A 17,317-nucleotide genomic window follows, 5' to 3' on the forward strand; every position below is an offset into this window, starting at 1 on the left:
TCTTTGAAGGCTAGAGTCAAACTGTTTAGGGTGGCGTTAATACTCGCTTGGAGTGACACTAGTGCCGTTCTTGTCAGGGGATGAGTATTAACGCCGTGGATTTATTTAGCCAGTGCGTCCGTAATGTTTAGGCCATAAATGGCAATTAAACCAATGACGCCAGTCAGGACTAAGTAATAGAACGTTGGGATAACCGTTTTGCGTAGCGTTGCACCTTCGCGGCCCAGTAGCCCCACCGTTGCTGATGCGGCAACCACGTTGTGAATCGCGATCATGTTACCCGCTGCTGCGCCAACCGCTTGAAGTGCTACTACAACCGCACTAGAGATAGAGAGTGTCTGCGCAACTTCAAATTGGAACTGGCTAAACATCATGTTAGACACCGTGTTTGAGCCTGCAATGAAAGCGCCTAGTGCACCGACGGTCGCGCTCAACGCTGGGAAGGCTTCACCTACGAGGCCAGCGGCAAAGTTGGCGGTTGTAACTGGCATACTGGCTAAGTCAGCGCCATTGACGCCAGAGTTGATGAAGATGCGCACCATAGGAATAGTGAAGACCAAAACAAAGCCTGCACCAATCAAGGTTTTGCTCGATTCGCCAAACGCTTTTGCAAGCGGAGCAGCGCTACGTGCTTGAAGCAATACAGCGATAAGCGCGACGAAGACTAGGATGCCACCTGGCAGGTAAAGGGGTTGAATGGCAGTGCTGATACCGGTTTCGCCCAAAATATTGCTAAACGATAGGCTTACGCTGGTTAGCATCGCTTTGAAATCGGCGCTGACGCGGCTCGCTACCAGTACCACAGCCAATAGCACGTATGGGAACCACGCCATCACCATGCTCATCGGCTTGCTCTTGCTGTCTTCTAGATCAATCTTCAGTGAGCCCAACCATTCTGCTGGCCACTTGTCTTCTTTCTCAAAGTCCCACGTTGTTTTAGGTACCAAGAAGCCACGTTTTGCCGCAGATACGACGATAGAAAGTCCAACCAAACCGCCAATCAGTGACGGGAACTCCGCACCTAGGAAAACACCCGTTAGTGCGTATGGAATGGTAAAGGCTAAGCCCGCAAAAATAGCAAACGGTAGAATGTCTAGACCTTCTGTCCAGCTCTTGTTTTTGCCGAAGAAGCGCGTCAGCATCATTGCCATTAGTACTGGAATTAGCGTACCTACGGTCGCGTGAATCATCGCAACGCTAGAGGTTATTTGTTGTAAGTAGGCGTCCCAAGTGGAGCCATTCGCGAGTAACGCTTCAGAGATATTGTGCGTATCAAGACCTTTGTTTACCCCAACGATGATAGGGGTGCCTACTGCGCCAAAGGAAACAGGCGTAGATTGAATCATCATACCCATTAAAACCGCGGCAAGAGCAGGGAATCCGATCGCGACTAACAGTGGCGCCGCAATCGCTGCTGGCGTACCAAAACCTGATGCGCCCTCAATAAACGAGCCAAAGCACCAAGCGATGATGATGGCCTGAACACGGCGGTCAGGTGAGATGTTAGTAAACCCGTTGCGAATGGTGGTAATTGCGCCGGTGTGTTTAAGCGTATTGAGTAGGAAGATGGCGCCAAACACAATCCATAAGACCGCGACAGTGATGCCTAGCCCTTGAAAAACAGACGCTAAAACGCGTGTGGTCGACATGTCCCACCCAAATAGGGCAATGATAACGGTTAATCCAAATGCGACAGGCATCGCGCGTTTGGCTGGCCAATTAAGGCCGACAAGTAATATGGCAGCCACCACGATTGGTGAGAAGGCCACTAGGGCAAGTAAAGTTTCACTCATTGGTACATCCTCGTACAGGCATAATCCCTTCACGTTTTGCTAGGGATGACTTGTTAAATCCGGGCTCTAAAGAGTCTCTTAGATTTTATATTTGTGATAATTGTGTTAATTCGAGGTGAATTTACCCCTTTATTTTTTATTGATATAGGGAAATAATGAAAATAATTAATTCCAAAAATGACATAATCAATGCGCGCAGATGACTTAATTCTGTTTTCTCAAGTCGTGGAAATGGGCAGCTTTAGTAAGGTGGCTGAAACAAATAACCTTACAAATTCGGTAGTTAGCAAACGAATAGCACGTTTGGAAGAAGAGTTGGGCGTTCAGTTATTATATCGCACAACGCGTAAATTGACGCTGACCGAGGCGGGCAAAGCGCTGACGCATGGGGCTAAAAATGTGAAGCAAGCCACTTTGGAGGCTATGGATGCGGTTTCAGGTTTTGGTGAAAACATCAGCGGTCACATCAAGATGTCGGTGCCGACCATTTCAGGTGATTTGATTTTAGCCGATGCGGTCGCCGAATTTTGCAACACTCACCCTGGCCTGAGCGTTGATATGTCATTAGATAACCGTTTCGTCGACTTAGTTGAGGGTGGGTATGATCTGGTGATTCGCACAGGGTATTTGGAAGACTCAAGCCTGATCGCTCGACATATTCTCGACTCGCAATGGGTAGTGTGCGCGTCGCCTGCGTATGTGGCACGAAACAGTAAGCCAGTGAAACCTGAAGATTTAACTCAGCATAACTGTTTGCAATACGCTTACCAAACCACAGGGGCGAGTGAATGGGAGTTTAAAGGAAAAGAGGGCAATTACATTGTTCGCGTATCGGGTTCGTTTTCAACAGACAACGCCACCGCACTGAGGAAAGCTGCTTTGGGTGGCCATGGCATTGCTTATGTACCGCGATGCTTGGTGTATCACGACATTCGCAATGGCCAACTGGTGGATCTGTTTCCAGAGCAAGTAGGAAAACGATTAGGCATTTACGCCGTCTATCCGTTTACCCGTCAACCCCCCAATAAAGTGAAACTGCTGATTGAACATATCCGCGCACGCTATTTAGCTATTTCACATTACTTTTAATCAGCCCTGAAAGAAAAACGCCGATGCATCCATGCATCGGCGATAAGTCGGCGGCCAAACCGAACTGATAGAGTAAGCTTAGGCGGCTTCTTCGGATTCGTCCAAGTCAAATGACGCCGCTATCAGCTTTTTGGTGTAATCGTTTTTCGGATTGTGGAAGATTTCATCCGCAGTTCCCTGTTCCATAACCTCACCTTTTTGCATCACGAGCACGCGATCAGAAAGCGCTTTGACCACACTCAAGTCATGGCTGATAAACAAGAAACCGATATTGTGCTTCTTCTGAATGTCTTTGAGTAGGTCAATCACCGTTAACTGAACAGAGCGGTCCAATGCAGACGTTGGCTCATCAAGCAGAATGAAAGAAGGCTCCAAAATCAGCGCGCGTGCAATCGCAATACGCTGGCGTTGGCCCCCGGAAAACTCGTGAGGGTAGCGGTTGATGGAGTGAGGATCCAAACGTACTTCTTCCAGCGCTTTACGGGCACGTTGCATGCGCTCTGACTTCGTCATGGTCGGCTGGTGGACGGTTAGCCCTTCAGTGATGATTTCACCAATGGTCATACGAGGAGAAAGTGAGCCGTATGGGTCTTGGAACACCATCTGCACATCTTTCTTTAACTCAAAACGTTGCTTTTCGCTCAATTGACCGACATCTTGCCCTTTAAAGTGGATTGTCCCGCTACTTGGTAGTAAGCCAATTAAGGCGCGGCCTAATGTGGATTTACCTGAACCAGACTCACCGACAATACCTAAGGTTTCACCCTGCTTAAGTTCGAGAGAAATGCCTTTTACCGCTTCGAAGTACTGGTTTTTTCTCTGAATAAAGTGCGACTTAATTAAGAACTTGACGCGAATATCGTCGGCTTTTAGTAGAGCCGGTGCGTTGTCTTCAATTGGGTCTTTGCCGCCACGAGGGATCGAATTGATCAGCATTTTGGTGTAGTCGTGCTGTGGATTGGCAAATAGCGCTTGGCATTCACCTTCTTCGACTACATCACCTTTACACATCACCACCACACGATCCGCAAGGTGTTTTACGACACCGAGGTCGTGAGTGATAAACAAGATCGCCATGCCGAGTTTGCTTTGAATCTCTTTAATCAAATTAAGCACTTCTGCCTGAACCGTCACATCGAGAGCGGTGGTCGGCTCGTCGGCGATCAAGATGTCTGGTTCGTTGATCAACGCCATCGCAATCATGATGCGTTGCAGCTGACCGCCAGAAAACTCATGAGGGTATTTGGTGTAGGCTTGCTCGATATTTGGCAGGTGAACTAAGTCAAATAGCTCAAGAACCTTCGCCTTTGCTTGAGAGCGGGAGACAGGGCGATGGCACATAATCGCTTCGGCTACTTGGATACCGACGCGCATGTATGGATTTAGCGAGGTCATTGGCTCTTGGAAAATCATACCGATACGATCGCCACGAATGGATTGCATCGCGACTTCCGATTTATCAAGCAGCTCTTCACCTTCAAACACGATGCTTGATTGTGAATGAACAATCGAATTGTTCGGCAATAATTGCATCAGTGCATTGGATGAAACGGATTTACCGCTGCCGGATTCCCCAACAATGGCCAGTGTTTCACCTTTAAACAGTTCAAAGTTCACATCCTTAACCGCATCAACGATGCCATCGTTGGTGGTAAAGCTAACTGAAAGGTTCTTCACCTTTAGTATTGGCGTCTGTGACATGTGTATTCCTTTATAGTTTTAATTTATGACGCGAGAGCTCTCCGAAGCGCCATGAAAAGATTTCAACGCGGCGAAGTGATGGTGTGCTTTTTGTACTTGTTCATACTCAAGCATCCACTGCGCATTGCGTTGCGCGGTGCAAAATGCCCCCATGTGACGAAGAAGCTCATCGCTATTTTTTTCCAAAATATGGTGAGTAGCTTTCACCAAATCGGATGTTTCAATGGACATAAATTGAAGGAGCGCGTAGCTCTGGTTCAACAGGTCAAACGCACGTTGATGCTGGCCCATTTTGTTGAGAATCTCTGACTGGGACACTGCCGCGTCTCGTAAACCAGTGAGCAAACAACTGAACTGACAGGGCTTGGTCTCTTCGCAGTCCATTGCAGATTGAATATGGTGGGGCAAATGAGAAAGCACTTGATCGTACAGATAATGGGCTTCAGGCCAGTGGCCTTGTTCCAGTAATTGTTCCGCTTTTAGGTAATGCGTCCAACATTGTTGTAGATCCATGTGTGTTTACTCCACCAAATTCTTGATGGAGCATATTTAAATGCAATTCATTTACGATTGCAAATAATTATCATTTGATCGCAATGTTGGCTTATGATTGATGGTTATTTGACCGAACAGATTCAATTTCTGCCTAAGTCACTAAATTATAACTAAATATGTCCTAAACTAAGGCAATAGAGACCCAATAAGAACAACAACAAGGAACGAGGATATGGCGATTCAGCGACTAGAAGCGAGCCAGCTATACCATGCCGCAGAGTTAGAAACCCTGCCAAGCAAATCAACCAAAGAGTTGGCACCCATCGATGAAATTGTAGGTCAAGAACGTGCTCAGAAAGCGGTAGAGTTTGCTATGTCCATTAAGGAAAAGGGCTACAACATCTACGCGATCGGCCAAAATGGTCTTGGCAAACGTACGATGATCTTACGTTATTTAAACCGACACCAACATGATGCGAACGAGCTGTTCGACTGGTGTTACGTGGCGAACTTTGAAGATATTCGAACCCCGAAAGTCTTGAAATTACCTTGCGGCGTGGGTAGCAAGTTAAAGCAAGACATTGAAAAGTTAGTTTCGAAGCTGCTCAACGCGATGCCACTCGCGTTCGACAATGAACTCTACTACAGCCGAGCTGACCGTCTAAAAAACCAGTTGGCGACTAAACAAGAGGCGGAGCTCACGCAAATCACCAAAGAGGCAAAAGCCAAAGGCATCAGTCTGACCATCACCAGCCAAGGTGACTACCAGTTTGTTGCGATGAATGGCGAAGAACTGCACAGCGAAGAATCGTTTGATGCATTAAGCAAAAAAGAGCAAGAGCACTTTGGTGCCGCGATTGACGACCTTGAAGTGCAACTGCGCAACATGGTTCGCCAGTTGACGGAATGGGAAGAAGCCTACAGCGAGAAAATCAAAAAGTTGAATGATGACGTAACACTAGACGTGATCACTCATTTCATTAAGCAGCTCAAAAAAGATTACTCTGGCTATCCAGAAATCAAAACTTACCTGACCGAACTGCAGCAAGATATCGTAGATAACGCCGATATTTTTCTTGAGCAAAGCGCGGAGCAAGGTGAAGTGGCGACCGCTTCTTTGGATAAGAAATTACCGCGCCGATACAAGGTTAACGTCCTTGTAAGCCGTAAAGACAGCGATTTTCCTATTGTTGTAGAAGAGAACCCGAACTATCACTCATTGTTTGGTTACGTAGAAACGGCAACCTTTAAAGGCACCGTGTTTACGGATTTCTCACTGATTCGTCCAGGTAGCTTGCACAAGGCCAATGGCGGTGTGTTACTGATGGATGCTCAGAAGGTACTTGAGCAACCTTACGTTTGGGATGGCTTAAAGCGAGCGTTGCGTGCGCGTCAGTTAAGTTTTTCTTCACTGGAGAAAGAGGTGACGCTAACGGGGGCGGTTTCACTGGATCCTGAACCGATCCCATTGGATGTGAAAATCATCTTGTTTGGTGACTATCGTACTTACCAACTTCTGCAGCACTATGATCCAGAGTTCAGCGAGCTATTTCGGGTGACGGCAGACTTTGAGGATGAAATGCCTCGCTGCCCTGAGGCAGAGCTTCAGTATGCGCGCTTTATTTCAAGTGTCGTCAACGACAACAACATGCTGCATTGTGACAAGAAAGCCATTGCGCGTATCATTGAGCACAGTTCTCGCCTTGCGGGTGATCAGACGAAGCTCTCTTTGCATTCTGCCAACATCGCTAACTTACTGCGTGAATCAAACTACGTCGCTCGGCAAGCCAACTCAAATATGATTCGCTCAAATCACGTCGAAGAAGCATTGTCCAATCAAGAACTGCGAGTCAGCCGTTTAAAAGATACCGTGATGGAAGGGTTCATTAACGGGACAACGCTTTTGCAAACAGAGGGGCAAGCGGTCGGTCAAGTCAATGCGTTGTCGGTGCTCAGTACCAGCGAATACATGTTTGGTGCACCAAACCGAATTACCGCGACGACCTGTTATGGCGACGGTGATGTGATAGACATTGAACGCAGCGTCGATCTGGGTGGCAGTATTCACTCGAAAGGGGTGATGATTTTAAGTGCCTACTTGTCATCGGTGTTTGGTAAAACGGCCAAAGTGCCGCTCAATACCACCATTACGTTTGAGCAGTCTTACGGTGGCGTCGATGGTGATAGCGCGAGCATGGCGGAGTTTTGCGCAGTGGTATCAGCATTCTCCAAACAACCGAATCGCCAAGACATTGCAATTACTGGCTCGATGAACCAGTTTGGCGAGTCTCAACCGATTGGTGGGGTGAATGAGAAGATCGAGGGCTTCTTTGATGTCTGTGGCATTAAAGGTCGCAGCAATGAACAAGGGGTGATCATCCCACGTTCAAACATGCATAACTTGATGCTAAGGCCAGACGTAGTTAAAGCCGTTGAGAAGGGTGAGTTCCACATTTGGGCGATTGACCACGTAACGGAAGCTATTGAGCTCTTTATGGGCAAACCTGCAGGGGAGCCAAGTGAAGAGGGTAGCTACCCAATTGATACGATTTTCGGTATCGCGCAAGCGAAGTTAAATGCATTGCGTAAATAGTGTTTCTCGCTTAGATAAACAACCCTAAAATGAAATGCCAGTTCACTGATTGAACTGGCATTTTTTATCCCGATAAGTGCGATTGTTTTACTATTCCGTTAACTCTTTGCGCACGATGGCGGCGCCTTCGCTGAGTGCATTGAGTTTTGCCGAGGCAACGTCACGAGCAAGGGGCGCCATACCACAGTTGGTACATGGGTAGAGTTTGTCGGCATCTACATACTTGAGTGCTTCGCGCAGTGTGTTTGCCACTTCCTCGGGCGTTTCAATCTCGTTGGTTGCGACATCAATCGCGCCAACCATTACCTTCTTACCGCGCACTAGCTCAAGCAGTTCCACAGGAACACGTGAGTTGTGACACTCCAAAGAGATGATGTCGATGTTGGACTGTTGCAGTTTCGGAAAGACCTCTTCATATTGACGCCATTCTGAGCCGAGAGTTTTCTTCCAATCTGTATTGGCTTTAATGCCGTATCCATAACAGATATGAACCGCGGTCTCACACTTCAAGCCTTCAATGGCGCGCTCCAGACAAGCAATGCCCCAGTCGTTGACGTCATCAAAAAAGACGTTAAAAGCAGGCTCATCAAACTGGATAATATCAACGCCAGCGGCCTCTAGTTCCTTGGCCTCTTGGTTGAGAATTTTTGCAAATTCCCACGCCAGTTTTTCGCGGCTCTGATAGTGATCATCGTAGAGCGTATCGATCATTGTCATAGGGCCAGGAAGCGCCCACTTGATCGGTTTATCCGTTTGCTGGCGCAAGTATTTTGCGTCTTCAACAAACACCGACTTTGGTCTTGATACTGGGCCAACCACGCTAGGTACACTGGCTTCGTAGCGATTGCGAATCGTCACAGTTTTGCGCTGCTCGAAGTCTACGCCGTCGAGGTGTTCGATAAAGGTTGTGACAAAGTGTTGTCGGGTCTGCTCACCGTCACTGACAATATCGATCCCCGCGCGTTGTTGATCGTGCAGTGATAAGTTGAGCGCATCTTGTTTTCCGCTAACGAGTTCATCGCCTTCCAACTTCCAAGGAGACCAAAGCGTTTCTGGTTGAGCCAGCCAAGAGGGTTTTGGCAAACTGCCCGCGGTTGAAGTTGGTAATAGAATTTTCATAATCAATGCCACCGTAAATGAGTTATAACGCGTAGTTTGCCGACCAATTCTCAAGAATCGATTGGTAAGGTTTGATGAAATGCTCTTCTGCGAACTTGCCTTGTTGTACTGCCAACTGGCTCCGTTCTACTCGGTCGTAGACGATTTGAGTCACAGAGTGGTCAGAGTTTTTCAGATTCGGTTTGTAACATTTCCCCGCAACTGCATTCGCGTTGTAGATCTCTGGACGATAGATTTTTTGGAATGTTTCCATTGTGCTGATGGTGCTGATTAACTCCAAGTTCGTGTAGTCATTTAACAAGTCACCAAAAAAGTAGAATGCAAACGGAGCAACACTATTTGGTGGCATAAAGTAGCGCACTTGCAGACCCATTTTTTGGAAATATTGTTCCGTCAGCGAAGACTCGTTAGGTTGATATTCGTAACCCAACACTGGATGCTGGTTTTCAGTGCGGAAATAGGTTTTATTGTCTGAAACACTTAAGCAGATCACTGGCGGTTTATTAAAGTGCTGCTTGTAAGTTGGAGAGTCGACAAAATATTTAAACAGCTTACCGTGGAGGTCGCCGAAATTATCTGGCACCGTGAATTGCGGTTGATCTTTATTATGGTCGAGAAGAAGAACACTAAAATCGTAATCACGAACGTAGGAAGAGAAGTTATTTCCTACGATGCCTTCAATACGCTCATTGGTTTTATGATCGACGATATATGTCTTTAGCACTTCGATTGAAGGGAAACTTTCGTCGCCTTCAACCACGTCCATATCGACAGAGACAATCTCGAGTTCCACCGAGTAACGGTCACCGTTTGGGTTGTCCCAGTGTGCTAAGGCATTGAAACGGTTATCGATCATCTTTAACGCATTACGAAGGTTGGCTTGGCGGCTTTCCCCACGTGCCAAGTTGGCGAAATTAGTGGTGATTCGAGTGCTATCTGCTGGTTGGTAATGTTCATCAAGGCTGATGCTTTTAATCGTAAAGTTGAAATCTGTACTCATGGCGGTCTGCGATCCTATTTCCTGAGATGAAAGCTGATTTATAATTTTGCTCGCTGCGAGATATTCCTTGTTATATTTCTCGCACTCTACCCGTATTTTGTTTGGTGATTCTATTGAGCGTCATGGGTATTTTGAGCGTTGATTGAGTTATACCGTTGAACAGCAGGTTAATAACAGCGGAAATCCTTCACATTCAATATGAGAAAAATTCATGTTTAATCCGAACTGCGAAGGGATATATTGATGTGCTACAAACGGCGAATGGAATCGTTTTAATCGTCGCCGCGATAAACAAATAAAGGTGAAGCAGTGAATGACATAGTGTTATTAGTGGTGATGTGTGCGTTGTTGGGCAGCGGCGTTGGTTTCTTAGCCGGATTACTCGGTATTGGCGGTGGGTTAGTGATTGTGCCGATACTAAGCGTGATTTTGTTGCACTTCCAAGTCTTGCCTGCAGAGCAGGTGGTGATCTGTGCGATCGCTACCTCCCTCGCGTCGATTCTGTTTACTTCCACCTCTTCGGCGCTTGCCCATCATCGAAATGGTAATGTGCCATGGGAATTGGCACCGTGGATTATGACTGGCGTGGCTCTTGGCGCGCTTGTGAGTGGTTTTCTGGCCGCGCTATTGCCCGAGCAGGTGGTGCGCATTGTATTCGCTGTCAGCGTTGTGCTTATCGCCCTTAAAATGTTGTTTGGTGGCAAAGGGGACAACTCGACAGAGCGCGCTATGCCAAATAAGGGCTTACTGACGGTGTTAACCACGTTGACTGGCGGTTTGTCGGCAATGATTGGGATCGGTGGCGGTGCGTTGTTGGTGCCTTTGTTAACCTTTTTCTCTGTCGATATGAAAAAAGCCATAGGCTGCGCATCGGCGTGTGGGATTGTCATCGCGCTGAGCGGTTCTGTTGGCTATATCACCTCGGGCAGTGCTGACTTTGCCCTTAGCGATGGGTTTGCGGGCTTTGTCTACTTGCCAGCACTGTTTGGCATCGTTTGTACCTCTTGGTTTACCGCGCCGCTTGGGGCGAAAGCAACACAATCCTTACCCGTTGCGGTTATTAAAAAAATCTTCGCGGCACTCTTACTCGCGATGGCAACCAACATGGCGCTTAGCTAAGGCTCTTCGTTCTGCCAAGCAATCGAGCGGTTTGCTTGGCAGAGTGGGTTAAAGCCAAATATGGTTTATTGGCGTTTTACGCTCGTAGTGATAAGCGATTTGTGCCTGTAATAGCTCGGCGGTGGCTACGGCATCGGTGAGCGCATGGTGTGGGGTGTATTGCGGTAAACCGTAGCGAGAGCGGCTCGCACTAAGTCTAACTGAAGCCGGTTTGCGCCCCTTTAATCGATTTAAAAGCCCACCGTTGGATTTTTGTTGGACTAAGGTTTCAAGCTGCATGGTGTCAACGACGGGAAATTCGATCCCTTCATTGATACGGGTAAGTAGCGCTCGGTTAAAAAACTCTCTCTCTATACGCTGATAATGGACGACCATAATTCGCCCATGCATTTGCGCCAATATCTCAGCAAACACTTCACTTAAGTCCGGCGCATCCAAGACATCCGAATGGGTGATACCGTGGATGATCACTGAGTCTTCTTCAAGTTGTTTCCGAGGACGCACCGTCCAGTGTTTGGCTTGGTTAATCAACACTCGGTTGAGCGTGAAAGGGACCGTACCAATGGTGATGATGTCATCTTGCTCAGAATCGAGCCCTGTGGTTTCAAAATCCATTGCCAAAAAAGTCACCTCGTCGAGAGGCGTTTGCGCGTCAACCACACCGGCTTGATAGTATTCGCGCAGTTCGGGATGCTGAACTGATTCCAGTTTGCGTTTGAACTTCATTGGCCAGTCTATACTCGGCGGCGTCATAATTCGTTTGATCATTGTCGCCTCTTACTTGAAGTTGTTACTGGCTTGATAGCGGAATTTAAGGAAGTTCTGTGCATTGCTTAAGATCTGGAACGCGTCTTTAAGGTTACGACGTTCGAAATCAGACAGGTTTTCAGGCTCAATATTGTTATCCGGATCGATCTGATTCTCAACATCGAATGCTTGGTGGCGAATACGCACCATGGAGATAAACTCCAGCGCGTCGCTCAGGTCGCGAGCTTTTCCTTTCGGCAAAATGCCCGCTTCCTGAATGTCGTCTAAGCGTTCGAACGAGTTCTTAGAGCGTGAGCCGACCGCCAAAGCGTGAACGCGAATAAGATCCGCCAGTGGGGCAGTGCCACGTCGTTTCAAATTGATAGAGTTTTTGTGCTGGCCATCTTTTTCCATGACAAAGTCTTTGAAAAAGCCTAAAGGCGGCGTTCGATTCATGGCATTTCGAGCCAAACACGCGAGGAAGCGATTGTTCCTTCTTGCTCGACGGACAATAAAACCGTTCAGCTGCTCTGCCCATTTAAGGCGGCCGTATACGCCATCGAGGTCGAAGAAGATCGAAGCGTTGAGCAGCGCTTTCGGGTTCGGGTCGTCAATCCAATCGGCGAAGCACTCTTCCCACTCGGTGCGTGTCATGCGCCAATCTGGGTTGGTCGCCATGATGTCACCAGTACAGTAGGTATAGCCGCATTTGTCTAAGCCATCACAAACGCGTTTCGCTAACTCCGCAAAATAGGCGTCGTGTTCTTGTTTGACAAAGGTGTTATCAAGAATGATGGCGTTATCTTGATCCGTGACCAGCAATTGTTCGTCGCGCCCCATCGACCCTAAAGCAACAAAACAGTAGGGGATGGGTGGTTCTCCCAGTTCTTCTTCTGCAAGTTCAATGATGCGCTGCTTGAAGCTTCGGCCAATCACCGACATTGCGCTGCCGACCATGTGAGAGTTGGCGTCTTCGTTTACTAATCGGACAAAGCTGTCTTTTACTTGTTCAGAGAGTGTCGCCAGCTCCTCTATCGATTGTTGTTGGAAGATGCTACTGACCAACAGCAGCGAGTTTTGTGATTCGTAGCGAACAATATCGGTAGCTTCAATGATGCCAATCGGTTTTTTGTCTTTTAATACTGGAAGGTGATGCACGTTATAGCGAAGCATAGTGAGCATGGCTTCGTAAACGTAAGCATTGTGGTCGAGCGAGATCACTTCGGTGGTCATGACACTCGAGACTTCATCATTCGGGTCTAAACCTTGGGCAAGCACGCGGGTACAAAGGTCGCGGTCAGTAATGATGCCGACGAGCGGGTTGTTGTCATCTTCGTCATCTTCGAGAACATCTGGGTCGATAATGAGCAAAGATGAGACATTTTCATCCGCCATCTTAATGGCCGCATTTTGGATCGACTCTGTTTTGATAACAAAAGGCGCTTCACCGCTGAGTAGGGTGCGCACTTTAGACGTCGTTAAGTCATTTTGCTCGTTATTGCTCGATACCGCTTGGCGCAATCGGGCGTTATCTTCAACTTCGACGAAGTCGGCAAAGGTTTCGTGCTTTTCATACAACTCTTGAAAGACCGCTTCTGGAATACAGTAAAGCAGCGTGTCTTTAATCGCTTTTGCGGGAAAACGGACTTTGTTGTTGGTTAGCAGTCCCATCTGCCCGAACAACGCCCCTTCATCAAGTCGATTGTAGAGCTCGCCTTTGCGTCGATACACTTCGACGACTCCGCTGCGAACCATATAAAGGTCATGGATTTCGTCGCCAAAATGAATCACAGGGGTATCTTCTCGGAAGTAAGAGATTTCAACATGCTTAGTGACGAAATTAAGTACGTCATCTTCAAGTTCGTCGAAAGGCGGGTGTTGGGCGAGGAAGTTTTTGATTTCCAGTAGTTCTGCTTCCATGAAGAGTTCCAGTTTTCGCGAAGTGATGTACCAATGGTACATGATATCGAGGCCAACTGCATGGAGAGACCGGAAATGAGGATAAAAAAGAGGCTAAGTTTGAACTACTTAGCCTCGAACTGCGGTTTAAATTGTAATCAACTTAAGCCAATGATGTTGCCGTCATCATCGAGATCAAGGTTCATAAAGGCGGGTTTTTCTGGTAAGCCCGGCATGGTCATGACGTTGCCACACAGCGCATAAACAAAGCCGGCGCCTGCACATAGACGAAGTTCGCGGATTGGCACATCAAACCCTGATGGCGCGCCCTTAATGCTGCCATTGGTTGAAATAGATAGCGGTGACTTCGCAAGGCAAACCGCTAGGTTATCGAATCCGTGCGCTTTGAGTTCATCAAGCTGTTTGCGAGCTTGATAGCTAAGTGTCACACCGGCTGCCCCGTAACCCACTTCAGCGACTGCCATCAGTTTTTCTTCCGTGGTTTGGTTGAATGCGTACAGAGGAGTGAACGTGACCTGTTTTTCGCATTGGGCGATCACTTTCTTGGCAAGCTCTACCGTTCCTTCTCCACCTTTGGCAAAACCTTCACTGATAGCCACTTCAACCTCGTTAGGTAACGACTCGATCATCGCTTTAAGGGCTTGCAACTCTTCATCGCTATCTTGCGGGAAGCGATTAATCGCGACCACCGCAGGGACACCATATTTGCTGACGTTGTTGATATGCCATTTAAGATTTTCGAAACCCGCAACCAGTGCATCTTGGTCGTCATTAAATAGGGAATCAGGGATTGGTTGGCCTGGCTTTAAGTCATAAAGACCGGAGTTTGCTTTTAGGCCGCGAAGGGTTGCGACGATAACCGCACAATCTGGCGATTTCTGTGACATTTGCGCTTTGATGTTACACGCTTTCTCAAAGCCCATGTCGGAGCCGAAGCCGCCTTCAGTGACCGTGAACTCACCCAACTTGGTCGCGATGTTATCGGCGATAATTGAAGAGTTGCCGTGGGCGATGTTGGCGAATGGACCAGCATGGATTAACGTTGGAACGCCCTCAAGCGTTTGCATGAGCGTTGGCTCGATCGCCTCTTTCATGCTTACTGCCATCGCACCGGCGACTTGCAAATCTTCCGTTGTAATCGGGTTACCATCAATATCGTAAGCGACAACAATACGGCCAATGCGAACACGAAGATCTTTTAGGTCAGCGGCAAGGGCAAGGATAGCCATTAGCTCAGATGCAGCGGAAATATCGAAGCCATCTTCACGCTCAAAACCGTTAATGGTTTTGTTAGGTTCGTTGCGACCTACGGTGACCATGCGTAGAGCACGATCATTGTGGTCCATCACGCGCTTCCAAACGACGCGCTTTGGATCGATCTTGAGCGCTTTCATCTCCGTGCGTTGCTCAAAGTCTTTATAGCCTTGGCGTTGCTCGTGATAGATGCGCGCGTCAATTGCGGCCGCAGCCAAATTGTGCGCCGCAGTCACGGCATGGATATCACCAGTAAGGTGCAGGTTTAGCTCTTCCATCGGGGCGACTTGCGAGTAACCACCGCCCGCTGCACCGCCTTTCACGCCAAAAACGGGGCCCATAGAGGGCTGGCGAATACACGCCATCACTGAGTGATTTAATTTGGCAATGCCCTGAGCTAGGCCAATGGTTGTGACCGTTTTACCTTCGCCAAGTGGCGTGGGGGTAATGGCGGTGACAAGAACCAACTTTCCGCTATCGCGGTTTGACAGGCGCTTCAGGCTATCAAGGGAAATTTTGGCCTTGTATTTTCCTTGGCTGTGGAAGTCTGATTCTAGTAAACCAGCTTGTTGAGCAACCTCAGATATAGGCAGCAGTGATGTCGTACGGCAGATCTCGATATCGGACAGCATAAAACCCTCTAAAAACACACACAAATAGTAAGGCAAACGTTTGCGGAAGGATAATAACGTTAAATAGTACGTTGTAAAGCGATAGTTTTAGTTTGATGTCGACTTTAACTGAAATCGGACCATGATGGAACGTAAAGAGACAGCACCGAGAAAAAAAGGACCTACCGTAAAGGTAGGCCAAATCCCTAAGTTTCCCTGTGGAGCAAGGATGGGGGAGGGTGATTAGATATAAATATCTAAGGAGGAGAAATCTTAAGCGGCAACCGACTCTTTGTTGGCAATCGTAATCAAACGGCTGATGTTGATGTCGCCTGAACCTTCAACGGACTCAAAACGCGAGATCAGCAGCGAATGAATGCCGCTATCACGGATCGGCTTATCGAGGATATCCAATACCGTATCGGATAGGTCGCGGTCCTCTACCGAGGCGTAAACGGGCTCGACACCACGCAGCAGTGACAGGCGAGCTAATAGCTTTTCATCATTGCTTAGTGCCCAAATCACGGCTTTGCTGTGGCAACGAGACATGAGCAGAGGAGTCTCACCGCTGTTTGTGAACACCGCAACACCAAGATTTTGTTGTGAGCGTGCGGCCAGCAATATCGAAGAGATGGCAAAGCTCTTACTGCTGCTGCTGCACAGTTGTTGAACGTTTTCCCAGCACTGGCTTGAGCATTCGGTTTCCAACTCAACGCCGCGCGCGATACGTGCCATCGCTTGTACTGCCTCGACAGGGTAAGCGCCAGTGGCCGATTCAGCGGAGAGCATCACAGCATCGGTGCCGTCGATGACTGCGTTGGCGACATCCATAACTTCCGCGCGGGTTGGCAGCGGGTTTTCAATCATGGATTCCATCATTTGTGTGGCGGTAATGACTGGCTTGCCAAAGTGTTTTGCACGGCCAATTAAGGTTTTTTGCACGCGTGGTAAGCGAGCGTCTCCGATTTCTACGCCAAGGTCCCCGCGGGCGACCATAATGACGTCGGACGCTTGAATCACCTTATCCATTGCGTCTTGGTTAGCAACGATCTCGGCGCGCTCAATTTTAGCGACGATTTGCGCTTGGCAACCTGCTTGGCGAGCGATCTGTCTGGCATCTTGCAAATCTTCCGCGTTGCGTGGAAACGAAACTGCGAGAAACTCAGCATCAATCACAGCGGCGGTTTGAATATCTTGTTTGTCTTTTTCAGTTAAGGCAGGGGCAGAGAGTCCGCCACCGAGCAAATTGATCCCTTTGCGATTGGAGAGCTTTCCGCCGTTGATTACCTTGGTCTCTACAATGGTTTTCTCGTCGTTTATTGCAGATACTTCCAGTTGGATTCGACCATCGTCAAGCAGCAGTTGGTTGCCAAGTGAGAGGTCTTTGATGAGTTGCGGGTAATCCAAACCGACACGTTGCTCATCGCCTGATTGTGAGTCTAGCGTACCATCGAGAATAAATGTGTCGCCAGCGTTCAGGTGAATCGCGTCATTTTTAAATCCTGCAATGCGAATCTTAGGACCTTGAAGGTCAACCAATATACCGACGTGTTTGCCTAATTTTGCGGCGGCCACTCGCACTCGTGCTGCGGTAGCGATGTGATCCGCTGGGTTTCCGTGAGAGAAATTCAGGCGCACGACATTCACACCAGCGAGGATCATCTCTTCTAACACAGGGGAGCTTTGGCTTGCTGGACCAACTGTTGCGACAATTTTTGTTTTGTTCATAACCTTACCTTTAACAACATAACTGAAATTGGGTATTAAAAAAGGGGGAGGCTGGTGGTCGTATTCCTTGACAGGGCAGATACTCGTCATGGATATGAGCCTTTAAGACGAGCATTCACAGTAGAATGACGACCGCCAGCCAAAGGGG

At 48.1% G+C, this 17,317-nt stretch carries 12 protein-coding genes; 3 read left to right on the plus strand and 9 right to left on the minus strand.

Going from position 1 to position 17,317, the window contains the following annotated elements; genetic code table 11:
• Positions 1-101 precede the first annotated feature (101 nt).
• On the minus strand, positions 102-1,793 hold the full coding sequence (locus U9J37_RS20165; protein ID WP_005473674.1) for an L-lactate permease: 1,692 nt from the start codon (positions 1,791-1,793) through the stop codon (positions 102-104).
• Positions 1,794-1,982: 189 nt separating this feature from the next.
• Here U9J37_RS20165 and U9J37_RS20170 point away from each other — a divergent pair, with 189 nt between their 5' ends.
• Positions 1,983-2,882, plus strand: a complete 900-nt coding sequence (locus U9J37_RS20170; RefSeq protein WP_005473630.1) for a LysR family transcriptional regulator — start codon at positions 1,983-1,985, stop codon at positions 2,880-2,882.
• A gap of 78 nt (positions 2,883-2,960) precedes the next feature.
• Here U9J37_RS20170 and U9J37_RS20175 read toward each other — a convergent pair whose 3' ends face one another.
• Both U9J37_RS20175 and U9J37_RS20180 read right to left on the minus strand, forming a co-directional pair.
• On the minus strand, positions 2,961-4,583 hold the full coding sequence (locus tag U9J37_RS20175) for an ABC transporter ATP-binding protein (protein ID WP_005473652.1): 1,623 nt from the start codon (positions 4,581-4,583) through the stop codon (positions 2,961-2,963).
• Positions 4,584-4,601: 18 nt separating this feature from the next.
• The gene (locus U9J37_RS20180; protein ID WP_005473676.1) at positions 4,602-5,096 is read right to left on the minus strand and encodes a hypothetical protein; all 495 of its coding nucleotides are present in this window, start codon (positions 5,094-5,096) and stop codon (positions 4,602-4,604) included.
• Positions 5,097-5,310: 214 nt separating this feature from the next.
• Here U9J37_RS20180 and U9J37_RS20185 point away from each other — a divergent pair, with 214 nt between their 5' ends.
• Complete coding sequence (locus U9J37_RS20185) at positions 5,311-7,671, plus strand: Lon protease family protein (RefSeq protein WP_005473686.1); 2,361 nt, start codon at positions 5,311-5,313, stop codon at positions 7,669-7,671.
• A gap of 90 nt (positions 7,672-7,761) precedes the next feature.
• Here U9J37_RS20185 and U9J37_RS20190 read toward each other — a convergent pair whose 3' ends face one another.
• On the minus strand, positions 7,762-8,790 hold the full coding sequence (locus tag U9J37_RS20190) for a methionine synthase (protein WP_005473714.1): 1,029 nt from the start codon (positions 8,788-8,790) through the stop codon (positions 7,762-7,764).
• A gap of 22 nt (positions 8,791-8,812) precedes the next feature.
• Positions 8,813-9,790, minus strand: a complete 978-nt coding sequence (locus U9J37_RS20195; protein WP_005473637.1) for a DUF1852 domain-containing protein — start codon at positions 9,788-9,790, stop codon at positions 8,813-8,815.
• A 336-nt stretch (positions 9,791-10,126) separates the two neighbouring features.
• On the opposite strand from U9J37_RS20195, the gene U9J37_RS20200 reads away from it, so the two are divergent.
• Positions 10,127-10,909, plus strand: a complete 783-nt coding sequence (locus U9J37_RS20200) for a sulfite exporter TauE/SafE family protein (RefSeq protein ID WP_005473680.1) — start codon at positions 10,127-10,129, stop codon at positions 10,907-10,909.
• 48 nt (positions 10,910-10,957) lie between these two features.
• Here the strand turns inward: U9J37_RS20200 and U9J37_RS20205 are convergent, their stop codons facing one another.
• From U9J37_RS20205 to pyk, 4 genes are all read right to left on the minus strand, one after another.
• Positions 10,958-11,677: a 3'-5' exonuclease gene (locus U9J37_RS20205; protein WP_005473684.1), complete on the minus strand. Its 720-nt coding sequence runs from the start codon at positions 11,675-11,677 to the stop codon at positions 10,958-10,960.
• A 9-nt stretch (positions 11,678-11,686) separates the two neighbouring features.
• A complete protein-coding gene (locus U9J37_RS20210; RefSeq protein ID WP_005473647.1) occupies positions 11,687-13,576 on the minus strand; it encodes a DUF294 nucleotidyltransferase-like domain-containing protein in 1,890 nt (629 codons plus the stop codon).
• Between the two features lie 137 nt (positions 13,577-13,713).
• Positions 13,714-15,462 (minus strand): formate--tetrahydrofolate ligase, encoded by a 1,749-nt coding sequence (locus tag U9J37_RS20215; RefSeq protein WP_005473683.1) that lies wholly within the window; start codon positions 15,460-15,462, stop codon positions 13,714-13,716.
• A gap of 252 nt (positions 15,463-15,714) precedes the next feature.
• On the minus strand, positions 15,715-17,169 hold the full coding sequence (pyk, locus tag U9J37_RS20220) for a pyruvate kinase (protein WP_005473614.1): 1,455 nt from the start codon (positions 17,167-17,169) through the stop codon (positions 15,715-15,717).
• Positions 17,170-17,317: the final 148 nt, after the last annotated feature.

Origin of the sequence: Vibrio sp. 16 (genome assembly GCF_963681195.1) — a bacterium.
Lineage (GTDB): Bacteria > Pseudomonadota > Gammaproteobacteria > Enterobacterales > Vibrionaceae > Vibrio > Vibrio sinaloensis_D.

Excerpts from the sequence above, each read along its gene's own strand:
- U9J37_RS20165 (WP_005473674.1), bottom strand. The coding sequence starts at position 1,793 with ATGAGTGAAACTTTACTTGCCCTAGTGGCCTTCTCACCAATCGTGGTG.
- U9J37_RS20170 (WP_005473630.1), top strand. The coding sequence starts at position 1,983 with ATGCGCGCAGATGACTTAATTCTGTTTTCTCAAGTCGTGGAAATGGGC.
- U9J37_RS20175 (WP_005473652.1), bottom strand. The coding sequence starts at position 4,583 with ATGTCACAGACGCCAATACTAAAGGTGAAGAACCTTTCAGTTAGCTTT.
- U9J37_RS20180 (WP_005473676.1), bottom strand. The coding sequence starts at position 5,096 with ATGGATCTACAACAATGTTGGACGCATTACCTAAAAGCGGAACAATTA.
- U9J37_RS20185 (WP_005473686.1), top strand. The coding sequence starts at position 5,311 with ATGGCGATTCAGCGACTAGAAGCGAGCCAGCTATACCATGCCGCAGAG.
- U9J37_RS20190 (WP_005473714.1), bottom strand. The coding sequence starts at position 8,790 with ATGAAAATTCTATTACCAACTTCAACCGCGGGCAGTTTGCCAAAACCC.
- U9J37_RS20195 (WP_005473637.1), bottom strand. The coding sequence starts at position 9,790 with ATGAGTACAGATTTCAACTTTACGATTAAAAGCATCAGCCTTGATGAA.
- U9J37_RS20200 (WP_005473680.1), top strand. The coding sequence starts at position 10,127 with ATGTGTGCGTTGTTGGGCAGCGGCGTTGGTTTCTTAGCCGGATTACTC.
- U9J37_RS20205 (WP_005473684.1), bottom strand. The coding sequence starts at position 11,677 with ATGATCAAACGAATTATGACGCCGCCGAGTATAGACTGGCCAATGAAG.
- U9J37_RS20210 (WP_005473647.1), bottom strand. The coding sequence starts at position 13,576 with ATGGAAGCAGAACTACTGGAAATCAAAAACTTCCTCGCCCAACACCCG.
- U9J37_RS20215 (WP_005473683.1), bottom strand. The coding sequence starts at position 15,462 with ATGCTGTCCGATATCGAGATCTGCCGTACGACATCACTGCTGCCTATA.
- pyk (WP_005473614.1), bottom strand. The coding sequence starts at position 17,169 with ATGAACAAAACAAAAATTGTCGCAACAGTTGGTCCAGCAAGCCAAAGC.